Annotated in this window: 17 protein-coding genes; 4 read left to right on the top strand and 13 right to left on the bottom strand. The window is 59.5% G+C overall.

Translation table 11 applies throughout. The features are described 5' to 3' along the window. Positions 1–17: 17 nt before the first annotated feature. From TX24_RS19650 to rplM, 6 genes are all read right to left on the bottom strand, one after another. Entirely contained in the window at positions 18–635 is a 618-nt protein-coding gene (locus tag TX24_RS19650) for a glutathione S-transferase N-terminal domain-containing protein (RefSeq protein WP_003188529.1), read from the bottom strand. 147 nt (positions 636–782) lie between these two features. Continuing rightward, positions 783–1,562 (bottom strand): cytochrome c1, encoded by a 780-nt coding sequence (locus TX24_RS19645; RefSeq protein WP_003188528.1) that lies wholly within the window; start codon positions 1,560–1,562, stop codon positions 783–785. Then, positions 1,562–2,773, bottom strand: coding sequence for a cytochrome b (locus TX24_RS19640; protein WP_003188526.1), 1,212 nt, complete (start codon positions 2,771–2,773; stop codon positions 1,562–1,564). Before TX24_RS19640 ends, TX24_RS19645 begins: the two co-directional genes overlap by 1 nt. Next, entirely contained in the window at positions 2,773–3,366 is a 594-nt protein-coding gene (petA, locus tag TX24_RS19635; RefSeq protein ID WP_003188524.1) for a ubiquinol-cytochrome c reductase iron-sulfur subunit, read from the bottom strand. Before petA ends, TX24_RS19640 begins: the two co-directional genes overlap by 1 nt. 266 nt (positions 3,367–3,632) lie before the next feature. After that, on the bottom strand, positions 3,633–4,025 hold the full coding sequence (gene rpsI / locus TX24_RS19630; protein WP_002555064.1) for a 30S ribosomal protein S9: 393 nt from the start codon (positions 4,023–4,025) through the stop codon (positions 3,633–3,635). A gap of 14 nt (positions 4,026–4,039) precedes the next feature. Then, positions 4,040–4,468 carry a 50S ribosomal protein L13 gene (rplM, locus tag TX24_RS19625; protein WP_003188508.1) on the bottom strand — a complete coding sequence of 143 codons (429 nt, stop codon included), beginning with the start codon at positions 4,466–4,468 and terminating at the stop codon, positions 4,040–4,042. A gap of 250 nt (positions 4,469–4,718) precedes the next feature. Here rplM and TX24_RS19620 point away from each other — a divergent pair, with 250 nt between their 5' ends. Continuing rightward, complete coding sequence (locus TX24_RS19620) at positions 4,719–5,759, top strand: NADP(H)-dependent aldo-keto reductase (RefSeq protein ID WP_057710923.1); 1,041 nt, start codon at positions 4,719–4,721, stop codon at positions 5,757–5,759. Between the two features lie 151 nt (positions 5,760–5,910). Here the strand turns inward: TX24_RS19620 and TX24_RS19615 are convergent, their stop codons facing one another. Further along, complete coding sequence (locus tag TX24_RS19615; RefSeq protein ID WP_034134864.1) at positions 5,911–7,047, bottom strand: acyl-CoA dehydrogenase family protein; 1,137 nt, start codon at positions 7,045–7,047, stop codon at positions 5,911–5,913. Positions 7,048–7,267: 220 nt separating this feature from the next. Between TX24_RS19615 and TX24_RS19610 the strand changes: the two genes are divergently transcribed. Then, the gene (locus TX24_RS19610) at positions 7,268–8,188 is read left to right on the top strand and encodes a GlxA family transcriptional regulator (RefSeq protein WP_169855855.1); all 921 of its coding nucleotides are present in this window, start codon (positions 7,268–7,270) and stop codon (positions 8,186–8,188) included. 138 nt (positions 8,189–8,326) lie between these two features. Here TX24_RS19610 and zapE read toward each other — a convergent pair whose 3' ends face one another. The 3 genes from zapE to TX24_RS19595 form a co-directional block, all read right to left on the bottom strand. After that, positions 8,327–9,421, bottom strand: a complete 1,095-nt coding sequence (zapE, locus tag TX24_RS19605) for a cell division protein ZapE (protein WP_014716907.1) — start codon at positions 9,419–9,421, stop codon at positions 8,327–8,329. A 79-nt stretch (positions 9,422–9,500) separates the two neighbouring features. Continuing rightward, positions 9,501–10,856, bottom strand: coding sequence for a tryptophan--tRNA ligase (locus tag TX24_RS19600; protein ID WP_057710922.1), 1,356 nt, complete (start codon positions 10,854–10,856; stop codon positions 9,501–9,503). A 16-nt stretch (positions 10,857–10,872) separates the two neighbouring features. Beyond that, complete coding sequence (locus TX24_RS19595; RefSeq protein ID WP_003188497.1) at positions 10,873–11,502, bottom strand: alpha/beta hydrolase; 630 nt, start codon at positions 11,500–11,502, stop codon at positions 10,873–10,875. A 146-nt stretch (positions 11,503–11,648) separates the two neighbouring features. On the opposite strand from TX24_RS19595, the gene TX24_RS19590 reads away from it, so the two are divergent. Further along, entirely contained in the window at positions 11,649–12,086 is a 438-nt protein-coding gene (locus TX24_RS19590; protein WP_003171734.1) for a Z-ring associated ZapG family protein, read from the top strand. Positions 12,087–12,360: 274 nt separating this feature from the next. Here the strand turns inward: TX24_RS19590 and TX24_RS19585 are convergent, their stop codons facing one another. The 3 genes from TX24_RS19585 to TX24_RS19575 all read right to left on the bottom strand — a co-directional run bounded on the left by TX24_RS19585 (position 12,361) and on the right by TX24_RS19575 (position 16,000). Next, the gene (locus TX24_RS19585; protein WP_057710921.1) at positions 12,361–14,085 is read right to left on the bottom strand and encodes an ABC transporter ATP-binding protein/permease; all 1,725 of its coding nucleotides are present in this window, start codon (positions 14,083–14,085) and stop codon (positions 12,361–12,363) included. A gap of 99 nt (positions 14,086–14,184) precedes the next feature. Further along, positions 14,185–14,745 carry a response regulator transcription factor gene (locus TX24_RS19580; RefSeq protein WP_003171731.1) on the bottom strand — a complete coding sequence of 187 codons (561 nt, stop codon included), beginning with the start codon at positions 14,743–14,745 and terminating at the stop codon, positions 14,185–14,187. Then, on the bottom strand, positions 14,738–16,000 hold the full coding sequence (locus tag TX24_RS19575; RefSeq protein ID WP_003188495.1) for an ATP-binding protein: 1,263 nt from the start codon (positions 15,998–16,000) through the stop codon (positions 14,738–14,740). The genes TX24_RS19580 and TX24_RS19575 overlap by 8 nt, the downstream gene beginning before the upstream one ends. 205 nt (positions 16,001–16,205) lie before the next feature. Between TX24_RS19575 and TX24_RS19570 the strand changes: the two genes are divergently transcribed. After that, complete coding sequence (locus TX24_RS19570) at positions 16,206–16,919, top strand: SIMPL domain-containing protein (RefSeq protein ID WP_003188494.1); 714 nt, start codon at positions 16,206–16,208, stop codon at positions 16,917–16,919. The last annotated feature ends 160 nt before the right edge of the window (positions 16,920–17,079 follow it).

Below are 17,079 nucleotides of genomic sequence, written 5' to 3'. Positions count from 1 at the left end.
CAACGGCTCCTTAAGCCTTAGCGCATATCGCGTTCGGCGCCAGACAGACTCGCCTGGAAAGCCTCACGCGCAAACTGGCGCTCCATGTAATCAAGCAACGGCTTGGCCGGCCGTGGCAGTTCAATGCCCAGAATCGGCAAGCGCCAGAGTATGGGTAATAGGCAGCAATCCACCAAGCTTTGTTCCTCACTGAGGAAAAAAGGTTTATCGGCGAACAACGGCGAAACGCCGGTCAGGCTCTCGCGCAATTCCTTGCGCGCCTGCACACGAGCGGCTTCTTTGGAACGCGAATCCAGGATCACATCCACCAACCCGCACCAGTCACGCTGGATCCGATGGATCAGCAGGCGGCTGTTGGCACGCGCCACCGGGTACACCGGCAGCAAAGGCGGATGAGGGTAACGCTCATCCAGGTATTCCATCACCACGGTCGACTCCCACAACGCCAGGTCACGATCGACCAGGGTGGGCAAGCTGCCGTAAGGGTTCACTTCGATCAGCTTCGGCGGCTGACGGCCCGCCTCCACACTGATGATCTCGGCGCTGACACCCTTCTCTGCGAGCACGATGCGTACTCGGTGGGAATAGTGGTCGGCGGGGTCGGAGTAACAGGCCAACCGATTGGTCACGCCCATGGCGGTCCTCCTCGCTTGTTGAAATTATCGAAAGCTCAAAAACGAGCGCGCCCAGAAGCATCCCTGTAACGACCGGTTCAAACCGGCGCTACGTGTTCAGAGATGCCGCTGGGCGCGCAAGATTAACAGCAATTGCTTACGGTTGGATCAATGCACATCCTTCCAGTATTCACGCTTGAGCAAATAAGCGAATACGAAGAAGAAAGCCAGGTACAGCAAGACGTAGGTACCGATACGCTGATGCTGCAGTTTGACCGGGTTGGCCGAGTAGGCCAGGAAGGTCACCAGGTTCTTGACCTTCTCGTCGAACTGCTCTTCGTTCAGCGTACCGGTCTTGGGCACGATGGTCAGTTGATCGCACGCTTCATGGGTCAGCGGCGTGCCGGTCAACGGATCATATTGCTTCTTGCCGTCTTCAACGACCTGAACCTGCTTGCATCCTACCACCTGGCGCCCCTGCAGGCCGACCAGAACGTTCGGCATGCCGACGTTCGGGAAGACTTTGTTGTTCACGCCATAGGGGCGCGCAGGGTCTTCGTAGAAGGATTTGAGATAACCGTAGAGCCAGTCGGTACCGCGTACACGGGCCACCAGGGTGAGGTCGGGCGGTGCGGCGCCGAACCAGGTCTTGGCGTCGGCCGGCTGCATGCCGATGTTCATGTGGTCGCCGATCTTGGCACCCGTGAACACCGCGTGGCTGAGCATCACTTCATGGGGAATGCCCAAGTCATCGGCAACGCGCTCATACCGTTGGAACTTGGCGCTGTGGCACCCCATGCAGTAGTTGGTGAATGTACGCAGCCCATCCTGCATGGCGGCTTTGTCAGACACATCGATATCGACTTTTTCCAGCTCTGCGCCATGTTCGGCGGCGAAGGACAGTAGCGGCAGTGCCGCAAGCACGAATGCAACGAGTAATTTTTTCATCAGCCAGTCACCCTTTCCGGAACCGGTTTGGTCTTCTCGAGCCGGGTATAGAACGGCATCAGAATAAAGTAGGCGAAGTACAGGAAGGTGCAGACCTGCGACAGCAACGTGCGCTCAGGGGTAGGCGCCAATACGCCCAGCACGCCCAGGATCACGAACGAAATGCAGAACACCCACAGCCAGATCTTGCTCAGCCAGCCTTTGTAGCGCATCGACTTGACCGGGCTACGGTCGAGCCACGGCAGCACGAACAGCACCGCGATGGCCGCGCCCATGGCGATCACGCCCATGAGTTTGTCGGGGATCGCGCGCAAGATCGCGTAGAACGGCGTGAAGTACCAGACCGGGGCAATGTGCTCGGGTGTCTTGAAGGCATTGGCCTGTTCGAAGTTAGGCTTCTCCAGGAAATAACCACCCATCTCCGGGAAAAAGAACACGATCGAGCAGAACACAAACAGGAACACGACTACGCCGACAATGTCTTTCACGGTGTAGTACGGGTGGAACGGAATGCCATCCAGCGGGATGCCGTTCTCGTCCTTGTGCTTCTTGATGTCCACGCCATCCGGGTTGTTGGAACCCACTTCGTGCAGCGCCAGGATGTGCAGTACCACCAGGCCCAGGATCACGATCGGCAAGGCCACCACATGCAAGGCGAAGAAGCGGTTCAGGGTGATGCCGGAGATCAGGTAGTCACCACGAATCCACTGGGTCAGGTCGTTGCCGATCACCGGGATTGCGCCGAACAGCGAGATGATCACCTGGGCGCCCCAGTACGACATCTGGCCCCAGGGCAGCAGGTAGCCCATGAAGGCTTCGGCCATCAGCGCCAGGTAGATCAACATGCCGAAGACCCACACCAGCTCACGAGGCTTCTGGTACGAGCCGTAGAGCAGGCCGCGGAACATGTGCAGGTAGACGACGATAAAGAACGCCGACGCGCCGGTGGAGTGCAGCAGGCGCAGGATCGAGCCGTACTCGACGTCACGCATGATGTATTCGACAGAAGCAAACGCTTCTTCCGCCGACGGCGTGTAGCTCATCGTCAACCACACGCCAGTGACGATCTGGTTGACCAGCACCAACAGGGCCAGGGAGCCGAAGAAGTAGAAGAAGTTGAAGTTTTTCGGCGCGTAATATTTGCTGAGATGGTCTTCCCACATTTTAGTGGCGGGGAAGCGCGCATCCACCCAATCCATGAACTTGCTCATCACGCGTTCTCCTTGTCGAGGCCAATGACAATGATGTCGTCAGATTCGTAATTGTGAGGAGGAACCGGCAGGTTCAGGGGCGCGGGCTGGGATTTGTAGACGCGGCCAGCGAGGTCATAGTGGGAACCGTGGCACGGGCAGAAATAACCGCCGACCCAGTCTTTGCCCAAGTCGACAGGCGCCACTTCCGGGCGGAAGGTAGGTGAGCAACCCAGGTGGGTACACAGACCAACCAGCAGCAGAATCTCTGGCTTGATCGAACGCGCTTCGTTCTTGGCGTAGGCGGGCTGGTCGGACTTTTCGGATGTCGGGTCAGATAACTGGCCTTCGATCTTCTTCAGATTCCCCAGGATTTCCTCGGTACGACGAACAATGAAAACCGGCTGGCCGCGCCATTCAGCAATCATCTGCTGGCCTGGCTCGATCTTGCTGACATTCACCTTCACCGGTGCACCTGCGGCTTTCGCCTTGGCACTGGGAAACCATGACCCCACGAACGGGACCGCAGCCCCCACCGCTCCTGCAGCACCCACCACGGATGTGGCTGCTACCAAGAAGCGACGCCGGCCTGCATTCACGCCGTCATTGCTCATTCAGTCCTCTCCCATCAGCTTTTTGGCCTGTTAAATCAGGCGTCTACTAAGTGTTGAATCTTTACTTATAAAAATTTTGACGGATGGTAATGAAAAGCCCCACGTATGACAAGGGAATTGCCCGGGGCTCCGCCTCCAGGCCTTGTAGTATAGGGGGTCTACGGATGTGGCAAGTTGTCACGGCGAAAAATGTGCATAAATCGCAGGCAATAAAAAACGCCCAACTCCGTGAGGAGGCTGGGCGTTTTTGTGGAACGTAAAGCGAATTAACGCTTCGAGTACTGCGGACGCTTACGCGCTTTACGCAGACCGACTTTCTTACGTTCAACTTCACGAGCATCGCGAGTCACGAAGCCAGCTTTGCGCAGAGCGCCACGCAGGGTTTCGTCGTACTGCATCAGAGCGCGAGTGATACCGTGGCGGATTGCGCCAGCTTGACCACTTACACCGCCACCGATAACGGTGACGTAGATGTCGAACTTTTCAACGGTCTCGGTCAATTCCAGCGGCTGACGAACTACCATGCGGGCAGTTTCGCGACCGAAGAAGTTGTCCAGGGAGCGGTTGTTGATCGAGATGTTACCAGTGCCCGGACGCAGGAAAACGCGTGCGGTTGCGGTTTTGCGACGGCCAGTGCCGTAATTTTGAGTCGCCGACATAATGAACTATTCCGTTAAAACTTCAGTTCTTGGGGCTGCTGAGCAGCATGAGGGTGTACAGCGCCCGCATAGACTTTCAGCTTGCGAAACATATCGCGACCCAGTGGGCCCTTAGGCAGCATGCCTTTGACCGCGATTTCGATCGGGGCTTCAGGCTTCTTGGCAATCAGGCCTTCGAAGTTGGAAGACTTGATACCGCCTGGGAAACCGGAGTGACGGTAGTACATTTTGTCGCTTGCTTTGTTGCCGGTTACACGAACCTGCTCAGCGTTGATGATGACGATGTAGTCGCCGGTATCAACGTGCGGGGTGTATTCAGGCTTGTGCTTGCCACGCAGACGGCTGGCGACTTCAGTGGCCAGACGACCCAGGGTCTGACCAGCGGCGTCGACGACAAACCAGTCGCGCTGAACTGTTTCCGGTTTTGCAGTAAAAGTTGTCATTCTTTAATAGCCTCAGGGGCCGCCTGTAAATTTAGACGGCGGATCTTACTGAATAGTGCGTACTTTGACAAGGTCAAAGGCAGCCGGATACAGACGCTATCGGGGGCTCGGGTCGGCGCGTCCGTTCAACGGCAAGATTCTTCGGCAGGCGGCGCATCACTTCCACTGCAGAAAGAGGTGGGCAATTATGCAGATTGCGAAAAAAAATTCAACCTGCTTTTATGATTGTTTTCCCCTGAAGGAGTACCCGATGGATTACCGACAGCTGGGCCGCACCGATCTGAATGTCAGCGCGATCGCGTTGGGCACCATGACCTGGGGCGAGCAGAACAGCGAGGCAGAGGCCTTCGCGCAGATCGAACGGGCCAAGGCCGCAGGCATCAACTTCCTCGACACCGCGGAAATGTACCCGGTGCCGCCCAAGGCCGACACCTACGCCACCACCGAACGCTACATCGGCAACTACTTCAAAAGCCGTGGCGACCGCGCCGACTGGGTGCTTGCCAGCAAGATCGCCGGCCCCGGCAACACCATCGACTATATCCGCGATGGCCACCTGCGCCACAACCGCCAGCACATCGGCGCAGCCCTCGACGCCAGCCTCAAGCGCCTGCAGACCGACTGGATCGACCTCTACCAATTGCACTGGCCGGAGCGCAGCACCAACTTCTTCGGCCAGTTGAGCTACAAGCACAAGGACGAAGACGACCTCACCCCACTGGAGGAAACGCTCGAAGCCCTGGACGAACAGGTGAAGGCCGGCAAGATCCGCCACATTGGCCTGTCCAACGAAACGCCGTGGGGCACCATGAAGTTCCTGGCCCTGGCCGAAGCCCGCGGCTGGCCGCGCGCCGTGTCGATCCAGAACCCCTACAACCTGCTCAACCGCAGCTTTGAAGTGGGCCTGGCGGAGATTGCCATTCGTGAACAGTGCGGCTTGCTGGCCTATTCGCCTTTGGCGTTCGGCATGCTCAGTGGCAAGTACGAAAATGGCGCCCGCCCGGCCAAGGCGCGCTTGACTGAATACAGCCGCTTCAGCCGTTACTTCAACCCGCAGTCGGAAGCGGCGTGCAGCCGCTATGTGGCTCTTGCGCGGGAACATGGCCTGGACCCGGCGCAGATGGCGCTGGCGTTTGTGACGCAACAGCCGTTTGTGACCAGCAATATTATTGGGGCTACTTCACTGGAACAACTGGACAGCAACATCGCCAGTGCCGATCTGAAATTGTCGAAAGAAGTGTTGGAAGGGATTGAGGCGATTCAGAAGGATCATCCGAATCCAGCACCCTGATTGACCCGCACTGATCATTCCCACGCTCTGCGTGGGAATGCCGCCTTGGACGCTCTGCGTCCGCTTTCAGAGTCGTGACGCAGAGCGTCACATGAGGCGTTCCCACGCGGAGCGTGGGAACGATCAAACGATCAATCAAGAGCACCAAACATCAAAGCGCCCGCGCAATGATCTCCTTCATGATCTCATTGGTCCCCGCATAAATGCGCTGCACCCGCGCATCCGCCCAGGCCCGGGCAATCGGGTATTCCCACATGAACCCGTAACCGCCATGCAACTGCACGCACTCATCGAGCACCTTGCATTGCAGGTCTGTGGCCCAGTACTTGGCCATCGCTGCGGTAGGCACGTCCAGCTTGCCTTCCAGGTGCATAGCCATGCACTTGTCCACAAAAACACGGCCAATCTGAATCTCGGTGGCCATCTCCGCCAGCTTGAACCGGGTGTTCTGGAAATCGGCAATCGCCTTGCCGAACGCCTTGCGCTCACGGGTGTACTCAAGGGTCCACTGCAACGCCGCTTCGGCTGAGGACAGCGCGCCAATCGCCACGGTCAGGCGTTCTTGCGGCAACTCTTGCATCAGGTAGGCAAAGCCCATGCCCGCCTGGCCCAGCAGGTTTTCCTTGGGCACGCGCACGTCCTGGAAGAACAGCTCCGAGGTGTCCTGGGCCTTCATGCCGACTTTCTCCAGGCGCTTGCCCTTGTCGAAGCCCGGCGTATCGGCTTCCACCAGGAACAGGCTGGTGCCCTTGGCGCCGGCCTTGGGGTCGGTCTTGGCGACGACGATCACCAGATCGGCCAGGTAGCCGTTGGTGATAAAGGTCTTGGAGCCGTTGATCACGTACTCATCGCCGTCCAGCACGGCGCTGGTCTTGACCCCTTGCAGGTCGGAACCGGCGCCCGGCTCGGTCATGGCGATGGCAGTGACCATCTCCCCGGAGATCAACTGGGGCAGGTACTTGTGCTTCAGCGCTTCACTGCCGTAATGCAGGATGTACGGCGCGACGATATCCGAATGCAGCGAAAAGCCGATGCCGGTCAAACCCAGGCGGCTGACCTCTTCGATCACCACCGCGCTGTAGAGAAAATCCGCGCCCAGGCCGCCGTATTCCTCTGGCAGGTGGGAACACAACATGCCCGCCTCCCCCGCCTGGTTCCAAAGGTTACGGTCGATATAGCCCTGCTTTTCCCATTGCCCATGGAAGGGCACGGCGTGTTTTTCGAGGAAGGTGCGCACGCTCTCACGGAAGAGTTCGTGCTCCGAGCTGAACAAGGTTCTGGGGATCATGGGTCACCTGTGTGGATTGTCGGACAAGGACGAGCCCACAGAGCCTATGCCCCGAAGGCGTCACGGGACACTGGACACATGCGACAAAAAATAAGACGATCCAGCCGTCTGGTGACCACTTTCCCCTATAAGAATAAATGAAATTATGTCTAACCAAATCTCCACGCCGTTGCGGCGAGTCAGCATTTTGGCCATTGATCGGGTATTCGCTTCCACCCTCATGCAAGCCAAGGATTTCTTCCATCTCGCCAGCCTGCGCCATGGCAAACAGCAAGGCCTGGGCCTGACCCCAGGGTTCGAAACGCGCCTGGTCAGCCCCGACGGCCAGTCCGTGCGCAGCTTCAGCGATGTGATCATGCCGGTGGACGGCGGCCTCGAAGACGCCGACATCATCGTGCTGCCGGCCTTCTGGGACGACTTCGATGTGTTGTGCACCCGCTACCCCCAGGTGCTGCCGTGGCTGCGCGAACAACATGCTCGCGGGGCTGTGCTGTGCGGCGAGGCCACCGGGGTGTTCTGGCTGGCCGAAGCCGGGCTGCTCGATGGCAAGGAGGCGACCACCTACTGGCGTTTTTTCAACGCTTTCAGCGAGCGCTTCCCCAAGGTGCAGCTCAATCAGGACAAGCACCTCACAGACGCCGACAACCTGTATTGCGCCGGCGGCACCACCTCGGCCTGCGACCTTTATATCTACCTGATCGAACGCTTCTGTGGCGCCAACATCGCCCAGGCCGTGGCCCGCGACATTCTCTATGAAGTGCAGCGCAACTATTCACCGGGGCGTATCGGGTTTGGCGGGCAGAAGCTGCATCAGGATGTGATCATCCTGCAGATCCAGCATTGGCTTGAAGAGCACTTTGCCGACAAATTCCGCTTTGAAGACGTCGCCCGGGAACACGGCATGAGCATCCGCAACTTCATGCGCCGCTTCCAGACCGCCACCGGTGACAAGCCGCTGCATTACCTGCAACGCCTGCGCATCGAGACCGCCAAGGGCCTGCTCTCGGGCAGCCGCAAGAGCATCAAGACCATCAGTTATGAGGTGGGTTACGACGATGCGAGTTTCTTTGCGCGGTTGTTCAGGCAGCACACGGAGTTGTCGCCCAACCAGTATCGCCAGCAATTTCAGCAGGCCGCCTGACTCCAGGCCAACACAAACCATTGTGGGAGCTGGCTTGCCTGCGATGACGGTGTATCAGCCAGCCTATAGTTGACTGATACACCCCCATCGCGGGCAAGCCCGGCTCCCACATTAGATCTCCATTGAGCCGGAGATTGATTAAGGCTTGTGCCCGCGCGACAGGAACTCGTGGGACTGCATTTCCAGCAGGCGACTCAAGGTGCGCTGGAATTCGAAGTTCAAGCGACCACCCGTATAGAGGTCCTTGAGTTCGACTTCCGCCGAGATGATCAGCTTGACGTTACGGTCATAGAACTCATCGACCATGTTGATGAACCGTCGGGCGATATCGTCGGTGGTCACGCCCATCTGTTCCACACCACTCAAGATCACGGCGTGGAAGATCTTGCCCAGCTCGATGTAATCGTTCTGGCTGCGTGGCCCATCGCACAGTTGGCGGAACTCGAACCAGGCTACGTCATCGCAGGTGCGCAGTGCGATGATTTCGCGGTTCTCGATCATCAGCTTGTCGTTTTCCACCGCCTGGGTGCATTCCGGCGTCAGGGCGCGGAAGCTTTTCTTCAAGCTTTCGTGTGCTGCTTCGTTGAGCGGGAAGTGGAACAGCTCGGCTTGCTCCAGGTGACGCAAGCGGTAGTCGACGCCGCTGTCGACATTGACGATATCGGTGTTCTGCTTGATCAGCGCAATGGCCGGCAGGAAGCGTGCACGTTGCAGGCCGTCCTTGTACAGGCCATCGGGCACGATGTTCGATGTGGCCACCAGGGTCACACCGTTCTTGAACAGTTCTTCCATCAGGGTGCCAAGGATCATGGCGTCGGTGATGTCGGAGACGAAGAATTCATCGAAGCAGATCACCCGGGCCTCTTGGGCGAAACGCTTGGCGATGATGGTCAGCGGGTTTTTCTCGCCCGGCAGGGTCTTCATCTCTTCATGCACGCGCTTCATGAAGCGGTGGAAGTGCGTACGCACTTTTTCCTTGAACGGCAGCGCTTCAAAGAAGGTGTCTACCAGGTAAGTCTTGCCCCGACCCACACCGCCCCAGAAATACAGGCCCTTGACCGGCGTGTGGTCTTTCTTGCCAAACAGCTTGCTGAACATCCCTGGCTTGCTTTGCGACGCGGCTACGAGGTCCTCGTACAGGCGCTGCAAATGACGCACGGCATTTTCCTGGGCCGCGTCATGGAAGAACTCGGGGCGTTTCAGATCAGCTTGATATCGTTCTAGGGGCGTCATAATTTCGTTAGCAAGGCAACAAAAACGGGCCGACACTGTAACGACGGCCCTGGATAATGGCAATCAACCCTTGGTCGGGTTAATCCTCGATGGGGGCTAACGCAGCGCGCAAGGCTTCGATGGCCGCGTCACGCGATGCTTCATCGGCGTACTCGGCACTGTCAGCTACTGCGGCGCCGTCCAGCCATACGCTGAAGGTCAGAGCCTCGGCGCGCACGTCCAGCGCATCACCACTTTGCAGTTGCTTGGTCACCGCGCCGGCTGCTTTGCCATCGGTAAAGTTGCGCGACAACAGCAGTTGCTCGCCGTCGGCGGCCAACAGGCGGAAGCGGAAGCTGCCGTCAGCTTCACGGAAGCTCACAAACCGCGCAGCCTTCGCTGCTTTTTTCTTGGTGGCGACCGGCGCCGCCGCCTGGTTGACGAACGAACGCAGGCCCACCGCTTCACGCAGCTCGGCCAGGAACGGTGCCGCCACAGCGCGGGCCTTCTTGGCGCCGACCTGCAACTGGTCTTCCATGTCCGATGGGCGCGACATCAATTGATGGTAACGCTCGCGCGCTTCGCCGAGCTGGCCGTCGAGCAGTTGGAACAGACGGTTCTTCGCCTCGCCCCAGCCCAGGCCTTCTAGCAGCTCGCCACGGAATTGGGCTTCCTGGGCCTTGGTCGCGAACGCCTGGTACAGGGTGAACAGGTGCGAATTGTCCGGGTCCTTGGCTTCGCCTGGCGCGCGCGAGTCGGTGACGATCCGCGAGATCGCGTCCTTCATGTCCTTGGCGCTGGTGAACAACGGGATGGTGTTGTCGTAGCTCTTGGACATCTTGCGGCCATCCAGGCCCGGCAAGGTAGCCACGCTTTCTTCGATCAGCGCCTCGGGCATGGTGAAGAATTCTTTACCGTTGCCGAACAGGTGGTTGAAGCGCTGGCCGATATCGCGGGCCATTTCCACGTGCTGGATCTGGTCGCGCCCCACCGGCACCTTGTGCGCGTTGAACATCAGGATGTCCGCTGCCATCAGCACCGGGTAGCTGTACAGGCCCATGCTGATACCCGCATCCGGGTCTTCACCGTTTTCCACGTTCTTGTCCACCGAGGCCTTGTAGGCATGGGCGCGGTTGAGCAGGCCCTTGGCGGCAACGCAGGTCAGCAGCCAGGTCAGCTCGGGGATTTCCGGGATGTCCGACTGGCGGTAGAAGGTCACTCGGTTCACATCCAGGCCACCGGCCAGCCAAGTCGCGGCGATTTCCATACGCGAGCGCTGGATGCGCTGCGGGTCATCGCATTTGATCAGGGCGTGGTAGTCGGCCAGGAAGTAGAAGGAGTCGGCATTCGCGTCTTCGCTGGCGAGGATCGCCGGGCGAATCGCACCGGCGTAGTTGCCCAGGTGCGGCGTGCCGGTGGTGGTGATGCCGGTGAGGATACGGGTACGGGTCGTCATGGGTGATCGCTTGTCATCAATTCGAAAGGCGTGGCAGCACCAGATCCTTGAGATCGGTCAGCTTGCCATGAAAAAAGTGTCCGCATTCTGCCACTTTCAGCAGCTCATGGGGGCGTTTCAGGGCGGCGGACCAGGCGTAGACGAGTTGCGGGTCCACAACTTCATCGGTTTCCGGCTGGATCAGGGTCAACGGGCAGCCTTGGGGCAGCACGTCCGACTCGCCCAGGCGCATCACCGCCGCAGCCACCATGAACAGGTGCGCGAGCTTTTCGCCCTTGGCTTCCAAACGCCCGCCGAGACTGGCAGCCACGTAACCGCCGAAGGAAAAACCCAGCAAGGTGATCGGCAGGTCCGGGTGCTTTTCCCGCAACCAGGTGGCGGCCGCTTCTGCATCATCGACTTCACCGCTGGCCATATCGTGAGTACCGGCACTGGCACCGACGCCCCGGTAATTGAAACGCAAAGTAATCAAACCCGCGTCGCGGGCGGTGCGTTGCAAGGTCGATACGACTTTATTGAGCATGGTCCCACCCTGTACCGGGTTAGGGTGGCAAACCAGCGCCAGGCCACGTGGTTCGGGGTGATCCAGGTACAGGGCTTCCAATTGGCCCACCGGGCCATCGATCAAAACGGGGGTTTCACGCATGAGCAAGGATGAACTCCGTGACCTCTCAAGGGGTCGACTCGTCTAGCTAAAAGTCTGTGCATGGCATCATTGCGAGCTTAATCGCGGTATACAGCGCAGGTTTGAGCCGTTAACGTAAAGCAAAGCCGTTTATAGAGGAAGGACTCGTGGAACACTCGCTCTTAGTTTGGTTGTTGCCGACTCTTGCCCTGGTTGCCGGTGTCGCCATTGGTTTCCTGGTTGCCCGCCTGCTGCCCAATGCCGCGCCTAACCGCACGCAGCGTCAGCTGGATGACATTCAGGAACGTTTTGACAGTTATCAGAACGAGGTTGTTACCCACTTCAACAGCACCGCGACCCTGGTCAAGAAGCTCACCCAGAGCTACCAGGAAGTACAGGATCACCTCGCCGATGGCGCTAACCGCCTGGCCCTCGACGACATCACCCGCCAGCGCCTGCTGGCCGCGCTGCATTCCGATGCACCGCAAACCCCACGGGAACGCCTGACCCCACCACGGGAAAACCAGGAGCCACCACGGGACTACGCGCCAAAAACGCCGAACGCCCCAGGCATGTTGGATGAGCATTACGGCTTGAAGAAGTAAGTCATCTTCGAGCAATAAAAAAGCCCGGCTGATCGATGATCAGCCGGGCTTTTTATTAGGTGCCTGAACCATCAGACAACACCGCCCCCCTGTGGGAGCTGGCTTGCCTGCGATAGCGGTGTGCCCGTTGACACACCTGCCTCAGACACTCCGCTAATTGTAGGAGCGAGCTTGCTCGCGAAAAACTCACAGGCGCCGCGTTTATTCAGGGAGCACGCGTCATCGTTGACGTTTTTCGCGAGCAAGCTCGCTCCTAAATTAAGCGCGCAAGAGCTTAAGTGAGTTGCTGTTCCTGCAACCGCCCACCGTCAATGCGCACATGCCGCCCATGGAAACGCTTGAGGCTGCTGCGGTGGCCGACGCTGACGATGCTCAGCCCCGGCAGTTCATCGATCAACGCCTGGTACAAGGTCGCCTCGTCTTCTTCATCCATGGCCGAGGTCGCCTCATCCATGTACAGCCATCGCGGTGCAAACAACAACGCACGGGCAAAGGCCAGGCGCTGTTGTTCGCCGGGCGAGAGCATGCGTTGCCAGTGGTTGGCTTCATCCAGGCGGCTGACCAGATGGGGCAGGCGGCAGGTTTCCAGCACCTGTGCATAACGTTCTGGCGCGTAGACGCTGTCGTCCTGTGGGTAACTCAACACGGCCTTGAGCGTACCAATCGGCAGGTAAGGCTTTTGCGGCAGGAACAGGTAGCGCGTCGCCGGCAGGCGAATGCTGCCATGCCCGGCGGGCCACAGGTGCCCCATCGCCCGCAGCAAGGTGCTCTTGCCGCTGCCGGAACGCCCGCTGAGCATGACGCGCTGGCCAGGCTCCACGGTCATGTCGGCGTCGGTGAGCAAATGGCGGCCGTCGGCCAGGTCCATGCCCAGGTCGTTGATCACCAGGCGCTCGCCTTCAGGGCGCACGTCGATCGCCGGCGTGCGTTGCTCGTTGTCGCTCATGGCTTGCTGGAAACTCAATAGACGGTCGCTGGTGGCGCGCCATGTCGCCAGCTCCGAATAGGCGTTGATAAACCAGCTGAAGTTCTCTTGTACGTTGCCGAACGCCGAGTTGATTTGCATCAGCTCGCCCAGCTCGATCTTGCCGGTGAAGTAGCGCGGCGCGGCGACGATAAACGGGAAGATGATCGCGATCTGGCTGTAGCCGGCGGTGAAAAAGGTCAGGCGCTTGGACACTTTCATGATGTCCCAGAAGTTCTGCCAGACCTTGCCGAAGCGCATGCTCAGGCGCTGCCTTTCATTCGGCTCGCCGTTGTACAGGGCGATACTTTCGGCATTCTCACGCACCCGCACCATGGAAAAACGCAGGTCCGCTTCGAAGCGTTGTTGTTGGTTGCTCAGGCCAATCAAGCGCCGGCCGATCAGGTGCGTCAGCCAACTGCCCACGGCGGCGTACAGCAGCGCACACCAGAACATGTAGCCGGGGATGGTGATGCCGAACACTTCGATGCTGCCCGAGACGCCCCACAGGATGATCGAGAATGACACCAGGCTGACCACGTTACGCAGCAAGCCGAGGCCCAGGCTTAAAGTGCCGGACGTGAAGTTGTTGAGGTCTTCGGAAATCCGCTGGTCCGGGTTATCGGTGTAGCCGCCCTGCTCCAGCTGGTAGTAATTCTTGTGGGCCAGCCAGCGGCTGAAGTGTTTTTCGGTGAGCCAGGCGCGCCAGCGGATCGTCAGCATCTGGGTCAGGTAAAGGCGGTACACCGCACCGAGTATCGCCACCGCCGCGATCCCGCCGAAATAGCCGATCAGTTGCCAGAAGGCCGCTGTGTCCTTCTTCTCCAAGGCGTTGTAGAAGTCTTTGTACCAGTGGTTGATCCACACGGAGATCGCCACGCTGAACAGCGACAGGCCAATCACGGCGGCCAGCAGCAGCCAGGCCCTGCCCTTCTCTTCACTGCGCCAATAGGGGGTGATCATCGCCCAGGTTCGGCGGAAGAATTGCCCACGCACCGCATCGTTGACCGCGCGGTATTCAGCGTTCTGATTCATCGTTCAGGCTCGGTAGGAAAAAGTCACAGGCGTTTGAACCGATCATAGGGGATCGGTTCGTGCGTCCGTGCAGCCTGAAGCGGGTTGTTCAGTTGCCGTTCAGCGTCGTACCGGGCGCTTCTGCAACTTGCGTTGCAGCGTGCGGCGGTGCATGCCCAGGGCGCGGGCGGTGGCGGAGATGTTGCCTTCGTGTTCGGTCAACACGCGCTGGATGTGTTCCCACTGCAGGCGGTCCACCGACATCGGATTTTCCGGCACCAGGGTGTCGAGGTCGGCATGCTCGGACAGCAAGGCGGCCAGCACGTCGTCGGCATCCGCTGGTTTGCACAGGTAGTTGCAGGCGCCGCGCTTGATCGCCTCGACGGCGGTGGCGATGCTGGAGTAACCGGTGAGGATCACCACGCGCATTTCCGGGTCGAGTTCCAGCAGCTTGGGCAGCAGCACCAGGCCCGAGTCGCCGTCCATTTTCAGGTCCAGGGCAGCGTAGTCCGGCAGGTCGGCCTGGGCGATGGTCAGGCCCTCTTCAGCAGAACCTGCGGTGCTGACGCGAAAACCGCGCCGGCTCATGGCGCGCGCCATCACGCGGGTAAAGGTCGCGTCGTCATCTACCAGCAGCAGGTGCGGCAGTTCTTCGCCTTCGACTTGGATCTCGTCACTCATCGATATCTCCTCGTGCGACACGGGGCAGGCGCAGCTCGGTGAGCGTGCCACCTTCCTCATGACTATAGAGCTTCACTGAGCCGCCCGCGCGGGTCACGCTGGCCTTGCTCAAAAACAGGCCCAGGCCGAAGCCTTTGCCCTTGGTGGTAAAGAAGGGTTTGCCGATCTGCTCGGCAATGGCCAACGGCACGCCGGCGCCGTGGTCACGAATGCTGATGGTGACGTTTTCCGCGTCCCAGTCCAACTGCACGCCGAGGCCTTCAGGGCAGGCATCGGCGGCATTGTTCAGCAAGTTGAGCAGCGCCTGGGTCAGGTCTGGCGGTGGCGCCATGCGCGGTACGCTGCCTTGGCCCAGCAGGTTGAAGCGGTAACTGGCTTCGGGACGCATCAGGTGCCAGCGGTTCAGCGCCTCATCGAGCCATTGGGTGACGTCTTGCATTTCGACCGCCAGACGGCGATTGGCCTCGGCGGCGCGCACCAGTTGCTGGAGCGTCAGCTTGCACTGCTTGACCTGTTCCTGCAGCACGCTCAAATCATCCTGCAGGGCCGGGTCGTGATGGTCCTGGGTCATTTCCTTGAGCAGCACGCTCATGGTCGCCAGCGGCGTGCCCAACTCATGGGCGGCGCCAGCGGCCTGGGTGGCCACGGCCAGCAACTGCTGGTCACGCAGGCCCTCTTCACGGCGAATGGCACGCAGTTCTTCCTGACGACGCAGTTCTTCGGCCATGCGCGCGGCGAAGAAGGTAATGACTGCCGCCGACAGGGCGAAGCTCAACCACATCCCATAGATTTGCAGGTTTTCCCGGGCGATGGGGAATGTCTGCAAGGGGTAAAACTGTGCCAACAGCAAGGTGTACAGCGTCAGCGCGATGCCCGACAGGACCACCGAATAGCGCCACGGCAGGGTCACGGCGGCGATGGTCAAAGGCACCAGGTAGTAGGAGACAAAGGGGTTGGTGGAACCGCCGGAGAAGTACAGCAACACGCTGTGGATAAACAGGTCACAGGCCAGTTGCAGGGCGTACTCCAGCTCGGTCACAGGCCAAGTGGTACGCAACCGAATGGCGGTGAACACACACAATACGGTGGAAAAACCCAGGGTCACGGCCAGTTGCAGCCAGGGCAGCGGCAACAGGTCGAACCAATAGGCAAGCCCGACGGAACCGGCCTGCGCGGCCAGTACCAGGGTGCGAATGAACGTCAGGCGCCAGAGGTTCTGGCGAGTGGCGGAAGTCAGTTTTACGGCGGCGAGCATGAGCTCTCCCGGTGAGCGCTGCAGGCGGATCGGCACGAGTATAAACGAAGCAGACCTGCTGGCACGGCGTGTGTGGCTCTTTGACGCAGGCCGGGTAAATGACCGTTCGTCGGCGCCCGCATAACTTGTGGGTAATGTGTAAACCCGAAGAACCCGATGCCAGCGTCTACAGTCTTACCGAACACGACTATCTCAAGGAGCTTCCATGTCTCGTTTCATTCGCAGTGCAGCCATCATTACCTTCAGCGCCAGCGCTCTGGCGAGCCTGCCGGCCATGGCCGCCGATGCATTGCATTACAACCAGATCTCCCTGCGCGCCGAAGCCAGCCAGGAAGTGGCCCGCGACAAGATGATCGTCACTCTTTACACCGAATCGCAAAACGCCGACCCGGCCAAGCTTGCTGCCGAAATCACCACCACCCTGAACCAGGCCCTGGGCCAGGCGCGCGAAGTCAAAGGCGTGACCTTGCGCCAGGGCAGCCGCAACAGCTACCCGATCTACGACAGCAAGAACCAGAAGATCACCGGCTGGCGTGAACGCGCCGAGCTGCGCTTGGAAAGCGCGGATTTCCCGGCGCTGTCCAAACTCACCGGCGAGTTGTTGAACACCTTGAAAATGGACAGCATGGACTTCGCCATCGCCGACACCACGCGCAAGGCCAGCGAAGATGCACTGCTCAAAGATGCGGTGGCGGCGTTCAAGGCGCGCGCGCAACTGGCTACCGATGCACTCGGCGGCAAGGGCTACAAGATCGTCAACCTGAACTTCAACACCAATGGCTACCCAATGCCTTACGCCCGCAGTGGCGGCATGATGATGAAAGCCGCCATGGCCGATTCAGCGCCGACGCCTGAAGTGGAAGCTGGCACCAGCCAGGTCACTATGAGTGCCGACGGCGTGATCGAAGTTTTACAGTAAGTTTTTAGACAGGACAAAGGCGCAGCCCTACGGGCTTGCGCCTTTTTTTGGATGGCTGTCGGTACCCGATTTGACGATGCCACCAACCTAGGCACCCCACCCCCCCCCGAGCCCGCCCCCCCACGCCCACACAAAAAAGAAGCCCAAACACACCCACAAA

This window comes from Pseudomonas lactis (assembly GCF_001439845.1).
Lineage (GTDB): Bacteria > Pseudomonadota > Gammaproteobacteria > Pseudomonadales > Pseudomonadaceae > Aquipseudomonas > Aquipseudomonas lactis.
Note: the sequence above shows the minus strand (reverse complement) of the source record. Positions and strands in the feature narration are given on the sequence as shown.